At 40.0% G+C, this 19,688-nt stretch carries 20 protein-coding genes; 18 read left to right on the forward strand and 2 right to left on the reverse strand.

Features of this window, described 5'->3' with window-relative positions; translation table 11 throughout:
• Positions 1-37 precede the first annotated feature (37 nt).
• The 7 genes from BLR54_RS01435 (at position 38) to thiI (ending at position 7,749) form a co-directional block, all read left to right on the forward strand.
• Positions 38-919 (forward strand): derlin, encoded by an 882-nt coding sequence (locus BLR54_RS01435; protein ID WP_242871179.1) that lies wholly within the window; start codon positions 38-40, stop codon positions 917-919.
• A 94-nt stretch (positions 920-1,013) separates the two neighbouring features.
• The gene (locus BLR54_RS01440) at positions 1,014-2,684 is read left to right on the forward strand and encodes a glutamine--tRNA ligase/YqeY domain fusion protein (RefSeq protein WP_090416445.1); all 1,671 of its coding nucleotides are present in this window, start codon (positions 1,014-1,016) and stop codon (positions 2,682-2,684) included.
• 23 nt (positions 2,685-2,707) lie between these two features.
• Positions 2,708-3,571, forward strand: coding sequence for a DUF2225 domain-containing protein (locus BLR54_RS01445; RefSeq protein ID WP_090416446.1), 864 nt, complete (start codon positions 2,708-2,710; stop codon positions 3,569-3,571).
• A 111-nt stretch (positions 3,572-3,682) separates the two neighbouring features.
• The gene (gene prmA, locus BLR54_RS01450) at positions 3,683-4,645 is read left to right on the forward strand and encodes a 50S ribosomal protein L11 methyltransferase (RefSeq protein ID WP_090416447.1); all 963 of its coding nucleotides are present in this window, start codon (positions 3,683-3,685) and stop codon (positions 4,643-4,645) included.
• 7 nt (positions 4,646-4,652) lie between these two features.
• The gene (locus BLR54_RS01455; protein ID WP_090416448.1) at positions 4,653-5,384 is read left to right on the forward strand and encodes an RsmE family RNA methyltransferase; all 732 of its coding nucleotides are present in this window, start codon (positions 4,653-4,655) and stop codon (positions 5,382-5,384) included.
• Positions 5,384-6,541, forward strand: a complete 1,158-nt coding sequence (locus BLR54_RS01460; RefSeq protein WP_090416449.1) for a cysteine desulfurase family protein — start codon at positions 5,384-5,386, stop codon at positions 6,539-6,541. The genes BLR54_RS01455 and BLR54_RS01460 overlap by 1 nt, the downstream gene beginning before the upstream one ends.
• 26 nt (positions 6,542-6,567) lie before the next feature.
• Positions 6,568-7,749: a tRNA uracil 4-sulfurtransferase ThiI gene (gene thiI, locus BLR54_RS01465; protein WP_090416450.1), complete on the forward strand. Its 1,182-nt coding sequence runs from the start codon at positions 6,568-6,570 to the stop codon at positions 7,747-7,749.
• 69 nt (positions 7,750-7,818) lie between these two features.
• On the opposite strand, the gene BLR54_RS01470 is transcribed toward thiI, so the two are convergent.
• Positions 7,819-8,049, reverse strand: a complete 231-nt coding sequence (locus tag BLR54_RS01470) for an HPr family phosphocarrier protein (protein ID WP_090295519.1) — start codon at positions 8,047-8,049, stop codon at positions 7,819-7,821.
• Positions 8,050-8,145: 96 nt separating this feature from the next.
• On the opposite strand from BLR54_RS01470, the gene mtaB reads away from it, so the two are divergent.
• From mtaB to yajC, 11 genes are all read left to right on the forward strand, one after another.
• A complete protein-coding gene (gene mtaB / locus BLR54_RS01475; protein ID WP_090416451.1) occupies positions 8,146-9,471 on the forward strand; it encodes a tRNA (N(6)-L-threonylcarbamoyladenosine(37)-C(2))-methylthiotransferase MtaB in 1,326 nt (441 codons plus the stop codon).
• 70 nt (positions 9,472-9,541) lie between these two features.
• On the forward strand, positions 9,542-9,808 hold the full coding sequence (locus tag BLR54_RS01480; protein WP_090416452.1) for an IreB family regulatory phosphoprotein: 267 nt from the start codon (positions 9,542-9,544) through the stop codon (positions 9,806-9,808).
• The gene (gene ruvX, locus BLR54_RS01485) at positions 9,808-10,233 is read left to right on the forward strand and encodes a Holliday junction resolvase RuvX (protein WP_090416453.1); all 426 of its coding nucleotides are present in this window, start codon (positions 9,808-9,810) and stop codon (positions 10,231-10,233) included. Before BLR54_RS01480 ends, ruvX begins: the two co-directional genes overlap by 1 nt.
• Before the next feature lie 87 nt (positions 10,234-10,320).
• Positions 10,321-10,644: a DUF1292 domain-containing protein gene (locus BLR54_RS01490; RefSeq protein ID WP_330388117.1), complete on the forward strand. Its 324-nt coding sequence runs from the start codon at positions 10,321-10,323 to the stop codon at positions 10,642-10,644.
• Positions 10,645-10,674: 30 nt separating this feature from the next.
• Positions 10,675-12,351 (forward strand): ribonuclease J, encoded by a 1,677-nt coding sequence (locus tag BLR54_RS01495; RefSeq protein ID WP_090416455.1) that lies wholly within the window; start codon positions 10,675-10,677, stop codon positions 12,349-12,351.
• Position 12,352: 1 nt separating this feature from the next.
• Positions 12,353-13,000, forward strand: coding sequence for an O-methyltransferase (locus BLR54_RS01500; RefSeq protein ID WP_090416456.1), 648 nt, complete (start codon positions 12,353-12,355; stop codon positions 12,998-13,000).
• Entirely contained in the window at positions 12,997-14,223 is a 1,227-nt protein-coding gene (locus tag BLR54_RS01505; protein ID WP_090416457.1) for a peptidase U32 family protein, read from the forward strand. The genes BLR54_RS01500 and BLR54_RS01505 overlap by 4 nt, the downstream gene beginning before the upstream one ends.
• Before the next feature lie 20 nt (positions 14,224-14,243).
• Positions 14,244-15,296: a lactonase family protein gene (locus BLR54_RS01510; protein WP_090416458.1), complete on the forward strand. Its 1,053-nt coding sequence runs from the start codon at positions 14,244-14,246 to the stop codon at positions 15,294-15,296.
• Positions 15,297-15,363: 67 nt separating this feature from the next.
• Positions 15,364-16,461 (forward strand): chorismate synthase, encoded by a 1,098-nt coding sequence (aroC, locus tag BLR54_RS01515; RefSeq protein ID WP_090416459.1) that lies wholly within the window; start codon positions 15,364-15,366, stop codon positions 16,459-16,461.
• The gene (tgt, locus tag BLR54_RS01520; RefSeq protein WP_090416460.1) at positions 16,458-17,594 is read left to right on the forward strand and encodes a tRNA guanosine(34) transglycosylase Tgt; all 1,137 of its coding nucleotides are present in this window, start codon (positions 16,458-16,460) and stop codon (positions 17,592-17,594) included. The genes aroC and tgt overlap by 4 nt, the downstream gene beginning before the upstream one ends.
• Positions 17,595-17,701: 107 nt before the next feature.
• Positions 17,702-18,004, forward strand: coding sequence for a preprotein translocase subunit YajC (gene yajC, locus BLR54_RS01525; RefSeq protein WP_090416461.1), 303 nt, complete (start codon positions 17,702-17,704; stop codon positions 18,002-18,004).
• A gap of 703 nt (positions 18,005-18,707) precedes the next feature.
• Here the strand turns inward: yajC and BLR54_RS01530 are convergent.
• Positions 18,708-19,565: a putative ABC transporter permease gene (locus BLR54_RS01530; protein WP_176761827.1), complete on the reverse strand. Its 858-nt coding sequence runs from the start codon at positions 19,563-19,565 to the stop codon at positions 18,708-18,710.
• Positions 19,566-19,688: the final 123 nt, after the last annotated feature.

Here is a 19,688-nt window from a genome sequence, read left to right on the forward strand (position 1 = left end):
CTATAATTATGTTTACTATGCATTTGGGAGGACGATTTTGTTAAATAAATTAGAGAAGAAATTTGGCAAATATGCAATTAGAAACCTTACTGTTTATTTGCTTATTGGATATGCTATTGGATATATGCTTCAGTTTGGTCAGAAATTTACAGGAGTTCCTTATATTTCTAACTTAACCTTGGAGCCATATCTTATCATTCATAATTTCCAAATTTGGAGATTATTCACATGGGTTCTTATCCCTCCAAAAGTGTCCCTTATTTGGGCATTGTTTATGTTTTTACTTTATTATTCGTTGGGTAGTACCTTAGAGAATACCTGGGGTGCATTCCGTTTTAATGTATACATCTTTGGTGGAATGCTGTTTACCATTATCGGTGCATTCTTAACATATTTCTTATGCATCGCTATATATGGAGCTGACCCTGCGTTTTTGAGTCTTGGAGATACAGTTAGTACCTATTACATTAACTTGTCTATATTCCTTGCTTTTTCTATGTATTTTCCGGATATGCAGCTTATGCTGTATTTCATTATTCCGGTGAAGATGAAATGGCTTTCAATCTTTTATGTTGTAGTACTTGGATATTCCATTGTTATCAACATCCTTGGAGGAAATTGGGTTTCCACAGTACCAATCATAGCTTCATTGTTGAACTTTGTTATTTTTTATTTTTCAACAAGAAACTATCATAGATTTGACCCTAAAGAAATTCACAGAAGAAATGAATTCAGACGTCAGGCTACACCACCTCGTACCCAGTACAGAGATGGCACACCAATTGCTCGTCACAAATGTGCAGTTTGCGGACGTACAGAGGTTACAAATCCTGAGCTTGATTTTAGATTTTGTAGCAAGTGCAGTGGCAATTATGAGTATTGCAGTGAGCATTTGTTTACACATACACATATTAAATAAAAAATTATGGTGACACCTCATCCGCCCTTCGGGCACCTTCTCCTCAAGGAGAAGGCAGAGGAGAAGCCTATTATATTTGAAGGGAATAAATAAAATGAGTGAAGAAGTAGTAAGCAAAAATTTTATCGAGCTTGAAATCGATAAGGACTTAAAGGAAGGGGTATACGATCACGTTTGTACACGTTTCCCTCCTGAGCCTAATGGATATTTACATATAGGTCATGCAAAGTCTATCATCTTAAACTATGGTCTTGCTAAGAAGTACAATGGCGAGTTCCACATGAGATTCGACGACACAAATCCTACAAAGGAAAAGGTAGAGTTCGTTGATTCTATTAAGGCTGATATTCAGTGGCTTGGTGCTGATTGGGGTGATCACCTTTATTTCGCATCAAACTATTTTGATAAAATGTACGAAGTAGCTGTAGACCTTATTAAGAAGGGTCTTGCTTACGTTTCAGACCTTACTGCAGAGGAAATGAGAGAGTACCGTGGTGACTTCGAGCATCCAGGTAAGGAAGATCCAAACAGAAATCGTTCTATCGAGGAAAACCTTCAGATGTTTGAGGATATGAAGAACGGTAAGTATGAGGATGGTGCACACACACTTCGTGCGAAGATTGATATGGCATCACCTAACATCAACATGCGTGATCCAATCCTTTACAGAGTTGCACACATGACACATCACAACACTGGTGACAAGTGGTGCATCTACCCAATGTACGATTTTGCTCATCCACTTGAGGATGCATTCGAGGGTATCACACATTCTATCTGTACACTTGAGTTTGAGGACCATAGACCTCTTTATGACTGGGTTGTTAAGTCAGCAGGCTTCCCAAATCCACCACGTCAGATTGAGTTCGCAAAGATGTACCTTACAAACGTTGTTACAGGTAAGCGATATATCAAGAAGCTAGTTGAGGACGGAATTGTTGACGGATGGGATGATCCACGTCTTGTTTCTATCGCAGCTCTTCGTCGCCGTGGCTTCACACCAGAGTCATTGAGAAAGTTCGTTGAGCTTTCAGGTGTTTCAAAGGCAAACTCTTCATCAGACTATGCAATGCTTGAGTATTGCATCCGTGAAGACTTAAAGACAAGCCGTCCACGTGCAATGGCTGTTCTTGATCCTGTAAAGCTTGTTATCGACAACTACGAAAGCGGTGATGTTGAATGGCTCGATGCTCCAAACAACCTTGAGAATCCAGAGCTTGGCAGCCGCCAGGTTCCATTTGGTAAGGAGCTTTACATCGATAGAGAGGATTTCATGATTGAGCCTCCTAAGAAATATTTCAGATTATATCCTGGCAACGAAGTTCGTCTTATGAACGCTTACTTCGTTACATGTACATCATATGAGACAGATGAAAATGGCAAGGTTACTTGCATTCACTGTACTTACGACCCAGCTACAAAGGGTGGAGATGCTCCAGATGGCCGCAAGGTTAAGGGAACAATCCATTGGGTTGCTGCAAAGACAGCTGTCAATGCAGAGGTTCGTCTCTACGAAAATATTGTGGATGAGGAAAAAGGAGTGTATAATGAAGATGGTAGTTTGAATCTCAATCCAAACTCACTAACAGTTCTTAAAAACTGTCTTGTGGAGCCATCTTTAAAGGACGCAAAGGCCTATGATAGCTTCCAGTTTGTTAGACAGGGATTTTTCTGTGTTGATGCTAAGGATTCTAGGGAGGATGCTTTAGTATTCAACAGAATTGTATCTTTGAAGAGTTCGTTTAAGTTACCTACTAACAATTAACAGCTAACACAAGAGGACGAGTTATGAATTTACTTTCAGGTATGGAAAAATTTGGTTTTTCCATGGATGAGCTAGATATTTTAGCTGATGAAAAACCAAAAGCAGGGGAGGCTGGTACTGCCAAGGCAGCGCCTGTTGTTAAACAGGAAAAGGATTTTGTTATAGATAAAAAGGTTCGTTGTCCCGTTTGTGACAAGGAATTTCCAATTAAAGCGGTTCTTGCCACAAAGCTTAAGAGACTTGAGCCTGATTTCGACTTAAAGCCTAACTATGAGCATGTGGACAAGATTAAATACGATTTTATGTCTTGCCCAAACTGTGGTTATTCAGCGCTTGATACCACTTTTGCTAAGATAGACACAGCTCGTGTAAAGCTCATTAGAGCAGAGTTCTGTCCAAGCTTTAAGCCACAACCAGACGAAAAGCTTCCAGACATATACGACTACGAGTATTCAGTTGAAAAGTTTAAGCTTGCATTGATATGCACCATGAAAAAGCGTGCAAAGATGTCTGAAAAGGCTTATGTTTGCTTAAAGATAGCATGGCTTCGCCGTGCGCAGCTTAAAGAGCTTGAGGGCAACAAAGAAGCTGATCCAAAGCTTGTGGAAATGATCACCAAGGAATACGAAGGCTTTTACAGTCAGGCATACGAAGGCTTTATGAAGGCAATCTCATCAGAGACCCCTCCATATTGTGGAATGGCATCTGAAGCAGTTGAGTTTATGCTTGCGAATATGTCAATGCATTACAAGAAATACGACGCAGCTATGAAGCTTATTGCTCGTCTTATTCAATCACCAAGCACATCTCGAAAGCTTAAGGATAAATGCGTAGACTTAAAGGATGAAATCACAGCAAAGGCTGCAGCTGAAAAAGCACAAGGCTAACTATTTTTGTATACTTCACATATCAAGGGAAACCTTGATATGTGATTTTTCATGTAAAGCAAATCCTTCCATATTAAGTGGATGGTGCCCTAAAGGGCAAAGAGGAGTTATATGAATTGGATTAAATATTCTATTAATACAACTACATTTGCAGAGGATTTTGTAAGTGCAGCTCTTATGGAGCTTGGCATAGTTTCTATTGAAATTGAAAACAATGTTCCTGTAGATGACGGAGACAGACAGGGCGGAGTATTTGAAGAGCTTCAGCCTGATCTCCCAGAGGATGAAGGCTTATCAAAGGTTTGCTTCTACCTTGGTGAAGATGATGACCACGAGTCAGTGCTTCAGCAGGTTAAGGCTGCTCTTGAAGAGCTTAAAGAAACAACTGATATAGGTGCAGGCACAATCGATACTTCCCTTACAAAGCAGGAAGATTGGATTAACAACTGGAAACAGTTTTTCAAATCCTTCTATATTGATGATATTCTTATCAAGCCTACTTGGGAGGAAATTGCACCAGCAGATCAGGGAAAGATTTTCGTGGAGATTGATCCAGGTGTTTCTTTCGGAACAGGAAAGCACGAGACTACTCAGCTTTGCATCAGACAGCTTAAGAAATATCTTAAGGCTGGTGATGAAATCCTTGACGTGGGATGCGGCAGCGGTATTCTTTCTATCATTGCCAACAAGCTTCTTGAGGGAAAGTGCCATCTTGTAGGCACCGATATAGATGAAGATTGTATCGCATCTACCTATGAAAATTTTGAAGTTAATCATATAGACAAGTCAGCAGGTGATTTCTATGTTGGAAATCTTATTGATGACAAACAGTTACAGGATAAGGTGGGCTACGATAAATACGATGTTGTAGTTGCAAATATCTTAGCAGATATTATCATTGCTATGGCACCAGCCATTCCACCTACTATGAAGCAGGGGGCTTACTTTATCACTTCTGGAATCATCGATTTCAAGGAGAACGAAGTAAAGGCTGCTCTTGAGCAGGTTGGACTTGATATTGTAGAAATTAATCATCAGGGTGAGTGGGTGAATATCACCGCTCAGAAAAATTAAGAGAGTTATGCAGCAAGTATTTGTTAATGAATTGCCATTAGAGGGTAAATTTAATATTACAGGTCAGGATGCTCATCATCTTACAAAGGTGGTTCGCCTTCGTCCAGGAGAGCGAATCCGAGTGTCGGTGGCAGATGGTTCCAATTACATCTGTGAAGTGTCTGATTTTGTGGATAAGGATTTGGTGGCAACTGTGGTGGAAGAGGTTCCATCCACCGAGCTTCCAAACAAAATCTATTTGTTTCAGGCTATTCCTAAGGGAGATAGAATGGAAACCATCATTGAGAAATGTGTGGAGCTTGGAGCTTTTGAAATCATCCCAGTTGAAATGAAAAACTGTATTGTAAAACTGGATGACAAAAAGAAAAAGTCTAAGGTTGAGCGTTATCAGGCTATTGCTAAATCTGCGGCAGAGCAGTCAAAGCGTTCAATTATCCCACAGATTCATCCTGTGATGACCTTTAAAGAAGCCTTTGAATATGCCAAATCTTTGGATGTGCTTTTGCTTCCATATGAAAGCAAAAATGGCATGCAGGATACCTTTGATGCATTAAAGGAACTTGAAAAAGGACAGAGCATAGGGGTGTTTATAGGTCCAGAGGGTGGCTTTGCTCCTTCTGAAATTGAGATGGTTGATGGTCACATGAAGCTTATTTCTCTTGGCCACAGAATTCTTAGAACAGATACAGCAGCAATCTGTTCACTTGCAATGTTGATGCTTAAATGTGAGGAAATGTAATGATATATTTTGATAATTCGGCAACTACCAAATGTGCCGAAGAAGCAGTTGAAATTATGAATAAGTGCCTTTTGGAGGATTTTGGAAATCCATCCTCTCTACATGGAATGGGAGCAAAGGGCAAGGATTATTTAAAGGAATCTAGAGAGATTATTGCTGGCATTTTAAAAGCTCAGCCTAAGGAAATTTATTTTACTTCAGGTGGAACAGAAAGCAATAATCTTGCAATAAAGGGTGGTGTTGCTGCAAAGAAACGTCGTGGCAATCACATCATCACTACAAAGATTGAACATGCTTCAGTGCTTAATCCTATCAAGTATCTTGAAAAGAAGGAAGGCTTTGAGGTTACATATCTTGGAACTGATGAATATGGAGTTATTGACCTTGAAGAATTAAAGGCAGCTCTTCGCGAAGACACTATTTTTGTTTCTATTATGATGGTAAATAACGAAATTGGTGCTCTTCAGCCAATTGAGGAGGCTTCAAAGATTATCAAAGGCTTCAACAAAGAAATCTTGTTTCATGTTGATGCTATCCAGGCCTTTGGTAAGCTGGCAATTCAGCCAAAGAAGATGGGAATCGATCTTCTTTCAGTTAGTGGACATAAGATTCATGGACCTAAGGGTTCTGGATTTATATATATTAATGAGGCTATCTTTAATATTATGGTACCTCAGATTCTCGGCGGTGGTCATGAGAGAGGAATGCGTTCAGGTACAGAGAATGTTCCTGCAATAGCTGCTCTTGGAGTGGCAGCAAAGATTGCGTATGAAAATCTTGACGAGAAGCAAAAACACTTGTATGCTATGAGACATCGTTTAATCGAAGGTGTTTCTGCAATTGAGGGTGTCAGCGTTAATGGTCATTTAGATGAAGCCAGCGCTCCTCAGATTGTAAGTGTTTCAATTAAAGGAAACCGTACAAGAGCTCAGGTTATTTTAAATGCGCTCCAGGATAATTATGGTATATACGTTTCAGCAGGCTCTGCTTGTTCGTCAAATAAGCCAGCAATCAGCGAGACTTTAAAATCAATCGGACTTGAAAAAGATTTATTAGAGCGCACAATTCGTTTCAGCTTTTGTCCAGAAAACACAATGGAAGAAGTGGAGACAGCAATCAAGGCTCTTACAGAGCTTGTGCCAATGATGCAACTATAGTTTAGAGTTTTATAGGAAAGGTTATTATGACATACCAGGCATTTTTAATTAAGTATTCAGAAATTGGTGTTAAGGGAAAGAACCGTTACCTCTTTGAAGACGCCCTTGTTCGCCAGATTAAAAGATCCCTCTATCCAGTAGAGGGCAACTTTGTTGTTAAGAAGCAGAGCGGTCGTATCTTTATTTCAGTAGAGGGCGACTATGATTATGATGAGGCAGTTAAGGCTCTTCAGCATGTTTTTGGTATCAGTGCAATTTGTCCAACAGTAGTTGTGCCTGATGAGGGCTTTGATGCTCTTGCAGATGCAGTTATTAAATATGTGGATGAGGAATTTGAAGATAAGAACTTTAGCTTTAAGGTTATGGGCCGTCGTGCAAACAAGCAGTATCCTATGACTTCTATGGAGGTTGCTGCAGAGGTAGGCTCACGTCTTCTTGATGCCTTCCCAGAGATGCACGTAGATGTTCATAATCCAGACAAGATTATTTATGTAGAGGTTCGTGAGAATATGGCTATCTACTCTACAGAAATTCCAGGTCCTTGCGGAATGCCAGTTGGTACAGCTGGAAAGGCAATGCTTCTTCTTTCAGGCGGTATTGATTCACCAGTTGCAGGTTATATGATTGCAAAGCGTGGTGTTACACTTTCAGCTACATATTTCCATGCACCACCTTACACTTCAGAGCAGGCAAAGCAGAAGGTTGTAGATCTTGCAAAGCTTGTTGCTAAGTATTCTGGTCCTATCGATTTACATATTGTAAACTTTACAGATATTCAGCTTTACATTTATCAGCAGTGTGCTCATGATGAGCTTACTATTATTATGCGTCGTTACATGATGAGAATAGCAGAGCACTTTGCAAAGGAGAACGATTGTCTCGGTCTTGTTACTGGCGAGTCTATCGGACAGGTAGCATCTCAGACAATGCAGTCTCTCAATTGTACAAACGCTGTATGTTCACTTCCTGTTTACAGACCACTTATTGCTTTTGATAAGCAGGATATTGTAGATATCTCTGAAAAGATTGATACTTACGAGACATCAATCTTACCTTACGAGGATTGCTGCACAATCTTTGTTGCTAAGCATCCTGTTACAAAGCCAAAGCTTGAAGCTATTGAAAAGCACGAGCATCTTCTTGATGAAAAGATAGATGAGCTTATGAAGCAGGCTATTGAAACAGTTGAAATCGTTCACGTTAAATAAGAACAAAAAAAGAGCTTTGCTAGAATCTAGCAAAGCTCATAAATTTCTTTACTTAGTAAAGGCTATGGATTAAACGATATAATCCTTTAATGTAGACATAACATCGTCTGCATCGCCTTCAGCGTGAACAGTAAGATCGATTGGCTTAGAAAGGTCAAGTGAGAAGATTCCCATGATTGACTTAGCATCGATAACATAACGTCCGCTAACAAGATCAAAATCATAATCAAACTGGCTGATTGTGTTTACAAAAGACTTAACCTTGTCAATTGAGTTAAGAGAAATTTGAACTGTTTTCATCGTTTGTGCCTCCCTCGAGATTTTTAGTATAAATTATATGGATATATACTAAAGCAACACCCCCTAAAAGTCAACAAAATAGAAAGGTTTATATAAATGAAAAAAGCAGCATTACATAATCTTGGATGCAAAGTAAATGCCTATGAAACTGAGGCTATGGAAGAGCTTCTGAAGAAGGATGGATTCACTATAGTTCCTTTTGATGAGCAGGCTGATGTTTATGTCATTAATACTTGCTCTGTTACAAATATAGCTGATAGAAAATCGAGACAGATGATTCACAAATGCAAGAAGCTTAACGCTGATGCGTGTGTTGTTGCTGCTGGTTGTTATGTTCAGAACTTTGGCAAGGATATTGCCGACGAGCTTGGTGCCGATATCATTCTTGGTAACAACAAAAAGAACGAGCTTGTAGAACGTATACACGAATATTTTCAGGGCCTGGACAAAAACGATGGTCCAATCCTTGATTGCATAGATATTAATGAAGGCAATGTTGCTTATGAAAATATGCACATTGAAAAAGACTCAGAACATACCAGAGCTTTTGTTAAGGTTCAGGATGGCTGTAATCAGTTTTGTTCTTACTGCATCATTCCATTTGCAAGAGGTCGTATCAGAAGCCGCTCAATTGAAGATGTGGTTGAAGAGGTTACTGGTCTTGCAAAGAACGGTTACAAAGAGGTGGTAATCACAGGTATTCATCTTAGCTCCTTCGGAAGTGGAACTGAGTTTACTCTTGCTGATTTGTTAGAGGCTGTACAAAGGATTGATGGAATTGAACGTATTCGTCTTGGTTCCCTTGAACCACAGATTGTTACTGAGGATTTTGCAAAGCGCGTGTCTTCACTTTCAAAGATGTGTCCGCATTTCCATTTATCTCTTCAGTCAGGTTGTGACACAGTTCTTAAGAGAATGAACAGAAAATACACAATTGAAGAGTATACTAAGGGAGTAGAGATTCTTAGAAAATATTTTTCTGATCCTGCAATTACCACAGATATCATTGTGGGCTTCCCTGGTGAAACCGCTTCAGAGTTTGATATCACTGCAGATTATGTTAGACAGATTCAGTTTTACGAGCTTCATGTTTTTGCTTATTCAAAGAGAGCAGGAACAAAGGCAGCAACAATGCCTGGCCAAATTACAAACGCAGTGAAGAAGGAGAGAAGTGCAACCCTTATTGCACTTGGAAATGAGTCTACTGAAAGTTTCAGAAATTCCTTTATTGGCAAAGAGCTTGATATCTTGTTTGAAGAGAAAACTGTTATCGATGGCAAGGAATACTTCATCGGTTTCTCAAAGGAGTATATTAAGTGCGCTATTGAATGTAAGGATGACAAGGACTACACCAATGAAATCGTAATGGCAAAAGGTGTTGTTTTATCTAGTGATAAACAGTACTTGCTTGTTGAAATATAAAATTTTTTATATTACAATGAGGTTGAAATTTTAATTATTATTGTGGGATTAGAACAGAGACGAGGTTATTATGGCAGATTTAAGTAACACACAATATTTCAAGGTTCAAAAGGAGAATCCTGTTGGAGTAAAAGAAGTACTCGAACAGGTTTACAGTGCTCTTTCTGAAAAAGGGTACAATCCAGTGAATCAGATTGTGGGATATATTATGTCTGGTGATCCCACATACATTACAAGTCACAATAATGCGCGTAGCCTTATTATGAAAGTTGAACGTGATGAGCTCGTAGAAGAGCTTCTTAAGGAATATATTTCTAACGAGAGTTGGAGTAAATAATGAGTAGGATTCTTGGTCTTGATTATGGGACGAAAACAGTAGGGGTCGCGATTAGTGACCCCTTACTTTTGACTGCACAGGAGCTTGAAACTATTACTCGTCAGCGCCCTAGCGCTTTACGTCACACTCTTGTGCGTATCAAAGAAATATGCGACGAATATCAGGTGGAAAAAATTATCCTTGGCTATCCTCGAAACATGGATGATAGCGAAGGCTTTCGTTGCGAGGAAACACTTGAGTTTAAAAAATTATTAGAGAAGCGAGTTGATATCCCAATCGAACTATTGGATGAGCGACTCACCACAATGTATGCAGATGAAATCTTGGAAGAATCTGGCGTAGCTCGCAAGGATCGAAAGAAGGTCATCGACCAAATCGCCGCCGCGATTATCCTCCAAGACTTCCTCGATAACTACAATAAATAAAGTTAACTAGGGTATTTGTTAACTATAGTATTTAAATGAGCTGGTAGTTAGCAATCTCTTAGGTTTCTCAAGCGAACCTTTCTATAGGTGAGCGGAGAAACACTAAGGATTGTTAACGTAACCAGCGGATTTGGAGATGAATTTAGTATGGATAAGATTATTTTGACAGGTGACAATGGCGAAGACTTAGAGTTTTTTGTCTTAGAGGAAACAGTAGTTTCTGGTAATAAATATCTTCTTGTTTGTGACAGTGAAGATGAAAATGAAGATGCTGAAGCAGCAATAATGAAGGAAGTCTCAGTAGACGGCGACGAAGTTATCTACGAGTTTGTTGAAGATGACGTTGAATTTGATGCTGTAGCAAAACTTTTTGAAGAATTAGTTGGCGACGATGCTGACATTGATTTTTAATATTTTTTATTTGATATAGGAGGTTTATTTTTGAAAAAGAAAACTGAACAGACAGCTGAAAGGCTGAAGATTATTCCATTGGGAGGTCTTGAGCAAATCGGCATGAATATTACTGCCTTTGAGTATAAGGACAGTATTATTGTGGTGGATTGCGGACTTTCCTTTCCTGAGGATGATATGTTGGGCGTGGATCTGGTAATACCAGATGTTTCTTATCTGAAGGATAATCAGGATAAGCTTAAAGGATTTTTTATCACCCATGGTCACGAGGATCATATAGGTGCTATTCCTTATGTATTTAAGGAGTTAAATGTTTGCCCAATTTATTCAACAAAGCTTACTAACGGTCTTATTGAGCACAAGCTTGAAGAGCACAAGATGCTTACAAAGGTTAAGCGTAAGGTGGTTAAGTACGGTACACATATTAATGCAGGTGACTTCAGAGTAGAGTTTATCCGCACAAATCACAGCATTCAGGATGCGGCAGCTCTTGCTATTTATTCACCAGCAGGTATTGTTGTGCATACAGGCGATTTTAAGGTTGATTACACACCAGTTTATGGTGATCCAATCGACTTACAGCGTCTTGGTGAAATCGGAAAGAAGGGTGTACTTGCCCTTATGTGTGACTCTACAAATGCAGAGCGCCCAGGTTTCACTGCTTCTGAAAAGACAGTAGGAAAGACAATCGATTCAATCTTTGCTGATAACACAACAAGCCGTATTATCATTGCTACCTTTGCATCTAACGTTGACCGTGTTCAGCAGATTATTAATTCAGCAGATAAATACGGACGTAAGGTTTGTGTGGAAGGACGTTCAATGGTCAACACCATTGATACAGCTCAGAAGCTTGGATACTTACATATTCCAGAAAATACACTTATCGAGATAGAGTCACTTAAGTCTTATCCAGATGAAAAGGTTGTACTTGTTACAACAGGTTCTCAGGGTGAGTCTATGGCAGCTCTTTCACGTATGGCCAATGGAACCCACAAAAAGGTTCAGATTAAGCCAGGTGATTTAATCGTATTTTCTTCTCATCCAATTCCAGGTAATGAGAAGGCCGTATCAAACGTTATTAACGATTTGACAATGCGTGGTGCCCAGATTGTTATGCAGGATGTTCATGTATCAGGACATGCTTGCGCAGAGGAGATTAAGCTTATTTATTCTCTTGTGCGTCCACAGTTCTCAATTCCTGTTCATGGTGAGTTCAAGCATCTTACAGCTCAGGCACGTATAGCAGAGTCTCTTGGATGGGATCACGACCATATCAAGATTATTCGTTCAGGTGATGTACTTGAGCTTGGTGACAACTACTCAAAGATTTCTGGTCACGTTCACACTGGGGCTATCATGGTTGACGGTATCGGTGTAGGTGATGTTGGAAATATCGTTCTTCGTGACAGACAGAAGTTGGCCGAAGACGGTATCATTATCGTTGTCCTTACTCTTGATAGTGCATCTGGCACAGTTCTTGCTGGTCCTGATATCGTATCTCGTGGTTTCGTATACGTTAGAGATTCTGAAGATCTTATGGATAGCGCTAGAGCAGTGCTTGCTGAAACTATGGAAGTTTTAGAGGAAAAGAATATTACTGATTGGAATAAGATTAAGTCAGATATCAGAGATAACCTTTCTGATTTCGTATGGCACGAGACACAGCGTCGTCCAATGATTATTCCAATTATTATGGAAGTATAAAATGATTGTTGATGAGAGATATACCACCTATTTGAATAGTCTTTACCCAGAGCTTTCGCCTGAGCTTAAGGCTATTCAGCAGGAGGCTTTAGACACCTTTGTTCCTATCATCAGGCTAGAAACTGTCAATTTGCTGAGGCTCCTCATTGCTATGAACCAGCCAAAGAAGATTCTTGAGGTTGGAGCGGCAGTAGGATTCTCAGCAAATCTTATGGCTGAGGCAGCTGGTCCTGATGCTAGGATTACTACAATTGAAAATTATGAGCCTCGTATTCCTATCGCAAATGCGAATTTCAAAAGATGTGGTCATGAAAATCAAATCACACTTTTGGAGGGGGATGCAATGAAGATATTGCCAACCTTGGAAGGTCCATATGATTTTGTATTTATGGATGCTGCAAAGGGCCAGTACATAAACTTCTGGCCAGAGGTCAAGAGGCTTACTCGTGCAGGTGGTGTTATAGTTACTGATAATGTATTACAGGACGGGGATATTATTGAGTCTAGATATGCTATTACAAGACGTAATCGTACCATTCACAAACGAATGAGAGATTATCTTTATGAACTGACTCATGATGAAGGTTTTTCTACTACGATTCTTCCACTTGGAGATGGCGTTAGTATTAGTGTGAAAGGAAAGAAATGAGAGAAACAGAGTTATTAGTTCCAGCAAGCAGTCTTGAAGTTCTTAAGGTTGCTGTTATTTATGGAGCAGATGCAGTTTTTATTGGCGGAGAAGTGTTCGGTCTTAGAGCTAAAGCTAAGAACTTCTCAAAGGAAGATATGATTGAGGGCGTAAAGTTTGCCCATGATCATGGCGTAAAGGTTCACGTTACTGTTAATATTTTGGCTCATAATAATGATCTTGAAGGCGTTAGAGAGTATTTAAAGGAACTTAAAGAAATTGGTCCTGATGCTCTTATTATTGCAGATCCTGCTATATTCATGATGGCTAAAGAGATTTGTCCTGAAATCGAAAGACATGTGAGCACACAGGCTAATAACACAAATTATGGTACATACAAGTTTTGGTATGACTTAGGTGCATCAAGAGTTGTTTCTGCCAGAGAGCTTTCATTGGCAGAAATCAAAGAGATTAGAGCAAACATTCCTGATGATTTAGAGATTGAATCATTCATTCATGGTGCAATGTGCATTTCTTATTCAGGCAGATGTCTTCTTTCAAATTACTTTACAGGTAGGGATGCAAATCAGGGCGCTTGCACACATCCTTGTAGATGGAAGTATGCTGTTGTTGAGGAACAGCGTCCAGGAGAGTATTTCCCTGTATACGAGAATGAGAGAGGAACATACATCTTCAATTCAAAGGATTTATGTATGATCGAGCATATTCCTGACTTGATTGATGCTGGTATTGACAGCTTTAAGATTGAAGGTCGTATGAAGACTGCTCTTTATGTTGCAACTGTAGCTCGTACATATCGCAAGGCTATTGATGACTACAAGGAATCACCTGCAAAATACGAGGCAAATCTTGATTGGTACAAGGAACAGATTGCTGCATGTACATATCGTCAGTTTACAACTGGCTTCTACTATGGAAAGCCATCTGAGGAATCTCAGATTTATGATAACAATACCTACAATATCGGATATACCTATTTAGGTATCTGTGGCACTGCTGATTCAGAAGGATATTTTGAAATTGAGCAGAGAAATAAATTTTCAGTAGGTGAAACTATTGAAATTATGAAGCCAAACGGTGATAATGTAGAGGTAGAAGTTTTAGGAATTAAAGATGAGGACGGAAACGCTATGGAAAGCTGTCCACATCCAAAGCAAAAGCTTTTCATAAAGCTTAGCGTTACTCCAGCGGAGTATGATTTATTACGTAGAAAAGAAGCATAAATGTAAACGAGGAGAATACAATGGCAGAAAAATATGTTGCTTACGTTGGTACTTATACTCACCAGACTAGTGTAGGTATCTATGTTTATGATGTTAATCCTGAAACAGGAGTACTTACAGAGCAGAGCGTTGCTCCAATTAACAATCCTTCTGATATTATTAATTCTAAGGACAACAAGTTCCTTTATTCTATTGCTGATGAAGGTGTTGCATCCTTCAAGATTTTAGAGAACGGTGATCTTGAAAAGATGAATCAGGAATGGGTTGGAGGCATGCGTGGCTGCAATCTTTGTGTTGATTCTCAGAATAGATATTTATTTGTTGCTGGTTATCATGATGGTCGTGTTACTATGATGAGCCTCAACAAGGACGGAAGCATTGGCGGTATCGCTGATGGTATCTTCCATCAGGGAATTGGTAAGTCAGTTGCTGACAGACCACTTTACCCACACTGTACATGTGTAGAGCTTACACCAGATGAGCGTTTCCTTTGCGTTGTAGAAAATGGTCTTCACCAGATCAAAATCTACGAAGTTGATTACGAAAACGGAAAGCTTCGTCTTGTAGATATCGTTAGATGTACAATGGGCTCAGCTCCACTAAAGATGAAATTCTCTAACGACGGAAAGTATGCTTACGTTATCACAGAGATGTCTAACGAGATTTTAGTTTATGATTATCATATCATTGATGATCATCCTGATTTTGAGAACATCCAGACTGTTTCTCTTCTTGTTGGTGTTGATGAGGAAATCAGTACTGGTACAAATATCAAGTTTGGTGAGGATAACAAGTACTTATACGCCAGCGTTGATGGTCTTAATGCTGTCTGCATGTATGAAAGAGATGTTAGATCTGGAAAGATTACATATTTCTCACACAACTTTATTAGTGGCGATTATCCTAAGAGTTTTGCAGTTTTACCTGGGGATAAATATTTTGTTTCACTTAATCACGATACAAACGAAATCCGCAGCTTCACAATCGACAAGAAGACTGGTCATTCTTTAATGCAGAATGCGCCTATCAAGATTGCTAAGCCAAACAGTATAGTGGTTGTAAAGATTAAATAGTTTTTATGGGGCTGTTTAAGACAGCCCCTTTTTCATAGGGTTGATTGCTTAAATTAGGAGGCTTCATATGTCTGGTTCATCGTTTGGTAATACTATTAAAATATCAACATGGGGAGAATCCCATGGTGCAGCATTAGGTGTAGTTATTGACGGATTTCCTGCTGGACTTCCTCTTTGCGAAGAGGATATTCAATCTTATCTTGATAGAAGAAAACCTGGTCAGTCTAAATTCACTACTGCACGTGCTGAAGGTGACAAGGTAGAGATTCTTTCAGGTGTGTTTGAAGGTCACACCACTGGTACACCTATTTCACTTATGGTTAGAAATATGGACCAGCATTCCAAGGATTATGGCGATATAGCCCACAGCTTTAGACCGGGTCATGCAGATTATGGTTTCTACGAAAAATTCGGCTTTAGAGATTATCGTGGAGGCGGTCGTTCTTCTGGTAGAGAGACCATCGGTCGAGTTGCTGCAGGTGCCATTTGTGCCAAGCTTTTAAAGACACTTGGTGTGGAATTATTCGCATATACGAAGTCAATTGGAGATATTGCAATTACAAAAATCGAACTTGGTGAGAGAGATGCGAACCCTGTTGGAATGCCAGATGCAGATGCAGCGGCAAAGGCTCAGGAATTCCTTGAAGCCTGCATTCACAACTGCGATAGCGCAGGTGGTGTAATCGAATGTGTTATCACCGGTGTTCCTGCTGGAATTGGTGATCCAGTTTTTGACAAGCTTGATGCGAAGCTTGCCCAGGCGCTTGTTTCTATCGGTGCTGTCAAGGGCGTAGAAATAGGCGATGGTTTTGAGGCTGCCAAAACAACAGGAAGCCTTAACAACGATTGCTTCACCTTAGATGATGAAGGTAAGGTTGTTAAGGAGACCAACCACAGTGGTGGAATTTTAGGTGGCATATCAGATGGAGACGACATTATTGTTCGTGCAGCTATTAAGCCTACTCCATCTATTTCTAAGAAACAGCATACTGTTAATGAACAGGGCCAGGAAACGGACATTGAGATTCATGGTCGTCATGATCCTGTTGTTGTTCCTAGAGCTGTTGTAGTGGTTGAGGCAATGTGTGCTATCACAATTTGTGACGCAATGCTTAGTCACATGACAGACAGAGTGGATTATATAAAGGAGTTTTATAAGAATTGAAGTACGAATTATTAAAAACAGAAGGGAAGGCCAAAAGAGGTCGATTTCATACTGTTCACGGTGTAATTGAAACACCTGTATTTATGAATGTTGGTACAGTTGCGGCTATCAAAGGTGCCGTATCTACTGACGATTTACGAGAGATTAAGTGCCAGGTGGAGCTTTCAAACACTTATCACTTACATGTGCGTACAGGTGATAAGCTTATAAAGGAGCTTGGTGGCCTTCATAAATTTATGAATTGGGACCGTCCAATCCTTACAGATTCCGGCGGATTCCAGGTTTTCTCTCTTGCAGGCATTCGTAAAATCAAAGAAGAAGGTGTTACCTTCAATTCACACATAGATGGACGCAAAATCTTCATGGGCCCAGAGGAATCTATGCAGATTCAGTCAAATCTTGGTTCTACCATCGCTATGGCCTTTGATGAGTGTCCACCAGCCCTTGCTGAACGTAAATACGTAGAGGATTCTGTTGCTCGTACTACAAGATGGCTTTATCGTTGTAAGGAGGAGATGGCTCGCCTAAATTCTCTTCCTGACACTATCAATAAAGAGCAGCTTTTGTTTGGAATCAATCAAGGTGCTATTTTTAATGACATTCGTATTGAGCATGCAAAACGTATTGCAGAGCTTGATTTGCCTGGTTATGCTGTAGGTGGTCTTGCTGTTGGTGAAAGCCACGAGCAGATGTACGATGTTCTTGACAATGTTGTACCGTATCTTCCACAGAATAAGCCAACTTATCTTATGGGTGTTGGTACTCCAGCTAATATCCTTGAGGCAGTGGAGCGTGGCGTAGATTTCTTTGATTGCGTTTATCCTAGCCGTAACGGTCGTCATGGTCACGTATATACAAATCACGGCAAGCTCAATCTTTTCAACCAGAAGTTTGAAAAGGATATGAGACCTATCGAGGAAGGCTGTGGCTGTCCAACCTGTCGAAGCTATTCACGTGCCTACGTTCGTCATCTTTTAAAGGCAAAGGAAATGCTTGGTATGCGTCTTTGCGTACTTCACAATCTCTATTTCTACAACACAATGATGGAAGAAATCAGAGATGCCTTAGATACTGGCGATTTTGCAGGATATAAGAAGAGAAAGCTTGAGAGTATGGAAGCAGGCGAGGATTAATCTTAATTATTTATTAAATGAATCTTTTTGTCTTGCGCTTAACTATATTCTTTTGGTAAAATTAATTTCAGTGATTTGGCGTAAGCCTAGTTTAGGAGGATAAGTTAATGGATAGTTCAATCAGCTTGATTATTTGGGTCGTAGTACTTTTTGTATTTATGTACTTCTTTATGATTCGTCCACAGCAGAAGGAGCAGAAGCAGAAGACAGCTATGATGTCATCTCTTGCAGTTGGCGATACAGTACTTACAACAAGTGGTTTTTATGGTGTAATCATTTCTATCCCAGACGATACAACTGTTATCGTTGAGTTCGGAAGCGATAAGCACTGCCGCATCCCAATGACTAAGAATGCCATTGCACAGGTTGAAAAGCCTGAGGATGCCGTTAAAGCAACAGACGCAAAATAACATTCAAACACATCGGCCCACGGAATATTCCGTGGGCCGCTTTTTTCTCTTTTTCTATATTGTCCTCACACCTGCCTGCCTCCCGGCCCGCCCCCTAACACCACAGCTATATATTCAGTCTCAAAATAATGTTTCTCTAAATGCTGCATGTCGCTTTCTTTATTGTAGTTTTCTTTTCAATTCGTTGCACTTTTATCGCTACTGTATGCATTGCGCAGACACACACTATTGTTAGTAATGCTCTCCATCAGAGGATATGCCTATCAGTTGTTGGAATTTGTAATGCGCTTAGTAAAATAAAAAGCAGGTTTTGTATGTATAGGCAGCAGTCGCTAGGACGGCGGCTGCAGTGGTCACTTGATACACGATGTTGAATGTGCCACGGTGCCTATACATTCAAAACCTGCTTTTTTAATTTTACTTAGCAAATGGAGTATGGAAACAACTGATAGGCATATCCTCTGATGGAGAGCATTATATAAGCTTTTATGTGTCTGTGCTATACATACAGTAGCTTCAAAGTGCAACACCAATGAAAAGACAACTACGTAAAGCTCCATTTGCAGCATTAAGAGAAACTATTATTTTGTTCCGATTCATATATAGCTGTGGTGTTAGGGGGCGGGCCGGGAGGCAGGCAGAGTAGCTTACTGTAGAAAAAGAGAAAAAAGCGGCCACAGATAAATGTGGCCGATGTGGAATGTTATTTTGTTTTCTTGCGGAGGAACTCAGAGCCTTTGTCGAGGAGGGCTTTGGTGGAGGCTACGGGGTGGGTGAACTTCGCGATGTGACGGAACTGGCCACGTTGGGTTTCGGTGGCATTTAACACCCACTGTTTAACGGCCTCGGTTGAGAGCTGCTCCTTGAGTTCGGCTATTCGTTCAGCGTTCATTTCCTTCTTGAGGATAGCGGCTTCTTTTCGTTCGTTGGCTTTTTCAAGACGGGCTATTTTAGCGTCGGCGCGGCTGATTTGCCAAGCCTCGATGCGCTCGGCCATCTGGGTGTTGATTTGTTCGTTGATGCGCTCAAATTCCTTGGCGAAGCTTGTGATGGCAGAGACGGTAAGAGCCATATCCATTCCAAATAGAAACATAAATATAAGTGCAAATAACTCAACGATTACTGATGGAATAAGGGATATGCTGTACACGATTGGTGGAATGATTAGTTGAGTAACAATGATTCCTGCAAATCCGAAGCATATAGTGAAGGGGATGCATACGCGTCCGTTGATGTTTAGTGGAAATTCTCCGTAATCCCACCATCTGGCGTTGAAGCGTTTTTCCAGTATGTAGGAAGTTCCATATTCTAGGAAGAAGGATCCGATGGAGCATCCTAAAAAGATTATTGCTAAATGTGGCTTTACGGATAAATGGTTTGGTATATCTACGAATATGATTTGTGCTAGAGTGGCGCCTGCACCGTATAGCGGGATGCATGGGCCGTAAAGAAAACCTCGATTTTCCCAGGCTTTTTCGTGGATTGTACAAAAGCAGGTCTCGTATATCCAGCCTAAGAAACTATATATAATAAAATAAACGAAATACTTCGAAACTATCATAACCTTGTCCTCCAACACATAAGTATAATAGATGTGGGGCATAAATAAAATGCATAGGGGAAAGTTCATAGAAATTTACGATTATTGTTGTATTATAAATATACCTATAGGTGTGTTTTTATA

This window comes from Pseudobutyrivibrio sp. YE44 (assembly GCF_900104335.1).
In the GTDB taxonomy this organism is placed as follows: domain Bacteria; phylum Bacillota; class Clostridia; order Lachnospirales; family Lachnospiraceae; genus Pseudobutyrivibrio.

Bases quoted from the DNA above. Each gene is read 5' to 3' on its own strand.
- BLR54_RS01500 (WP_090416456.1), top strand. From the start codon at position 12,353: ATGATTGTTGATGAGAGATATACCACCTATTTGAATAGTCTTTACCCA.
- BLR54_RS01510 (WP_090416458.1), top strand. From the start codon at position 14,244: ATGGCAGAAAAATATGTTGCTTACGTTGGTACTTATACTCACCAGACT.
- BLR54_RS01445 (WP_090416446.1), top strand. From the start codon at position 2,708: ATGAATTTACTTTCAGGTATGGAAAAATTTGGTTTTTCCATGGATGAG.
- yajC (WP_090416461.1), top strand. From the start codon at position 17,702: ATGGATAGTTCAATCAGCTTGATTATTTGGGTCGTAGTACTTTTTGTA.
- BLR54_RS01455 (WP_090416448.1), top strand. From the start codon at position 4,653: ATGCAGCAAGTATTTGTTAATGAATTGCCATTAGAGGGTAAATTTAAT.
- BLR54_RS01440 (WP_090416445.1), top strand. From the start codon at position 1,014: ATGAGTGAAGAAGTAGTAAGCAAAAATTTTATCGAGCTTGAAATCGAT.
- aroC (WP_090416459.1), top strand. From the start codon at position 15,364: ATGTCTGGTTCATCGTTTGGTAATACTATTAAAATATCAACATGGGGA.
- BLR54_RS01505 (WP_090416457.1), top strand. From the start codon at position 12,997: ATGAGAGAAACAGAGTTATTAGTTCCAGCAAGCAGTCTTGAAGTTCTT.
- BLR54_RS01480 (WP_090416452.1), top strand. From the start codon at position 9,542: ATGGCAGATTTAAGTAACACACAATATTTCAAGGTTCAAAAGGAGAAT.
- BLR54_RS01530 (WP_176761827.1), bottom strand. From the start codon at position 19,565: ATGATAGTTTCGAAGTATTTCGTTTATTTTATTATATATAGTTTCTTA.
- BLR54_RS01470 (WP_090295519.1), bottom strand. From the start codon at position 8,049: ATGAAAACAGTTCAAATTTCTCTTAACTCAATTGACAAGGTTAAGTCT.
- prmA (WP_090416447.1), top strand. From the start codon at position 3,683: ATGAATTGGATTAAATATTCTATTAATACAACTACATTTGCAGAGGAT.
- ruvX (WP_090416453.1), top strand. From the start codon at position 9,808: ATGAGTAGGATTCTTGGTCTTGATTATGGGACGAAAACAGTAGGGGTC.
- thiI (WP_090416450.1), top strand. From the start codon at position 6,568: ATGACATACCAGGCATTTTTAATTAAGTATTCAGAAATTGGTGTTAAG.
- BLR54_RS01460 (WP_090416449.1), top strand. From the start codon at position 5,384: ATGATATATTTTGATAATTCGGCAACTACCAAATGTGCCGAAGAAGCA.
- mtaB (WP_090416451.1), top strand. From the start codon at position 8,146: ATGAAAAAAGCAGCATTACATAATCTTGGATGCAAAGTAAATGCCTAT.